General features: G+C 27.0%; 1 protein-coding gene. It reads right to left on the bottom strand.

Annotation, left to right across the window (positions count from 1 at the left end; genetic code table 11):
* Positions 1-38 precede the first annotated feature (38 nt).
* A partial coding sequence (locus Q4548_RS16855; protein ID WP_303457214.1) for an integrase core domain-containing protein occupies positions 39-267 on the bottom strand: 229 nt, incomplete at its 5' end.

Here is a 267-nt window from a genome sequence, read left to right as displayed (position 1 = left end):
TGTATCGTCCTGAAATAGGTTGACCTTTTTTTGAAGTTTTAAAAGGTTAATAATTCCAGATTATTTTTATTTTTTCGATAGGATTTGTAGTTAACATTTTGATTTAAGTGCACGTGTTTTGGTGTGTATAAATCAAGACTACTATGTGGTCGAAGATTGTTATAAATATCGACAGCCTTTTTGGTTATCATTTTTGCTAATTTAAGATTTTTTATGATATGTTTTAGACCATATTCATATTTTAAAGTTCTGTTAATTCTTTCAGCA

Source organism: Wenyingzhuangia sp. 2_MG-2023, assembly GCF_030548295.1.
Classification (GTDB): domain Bacteria; phylum Bacteroidota; class Bacteroidia; order Flavobacteriales; family Flavobacteriaceae; genus Wenyingzhuangia.
This window is presented reverse-complemented; position numbering and strand designations above follow the sequence as displayed.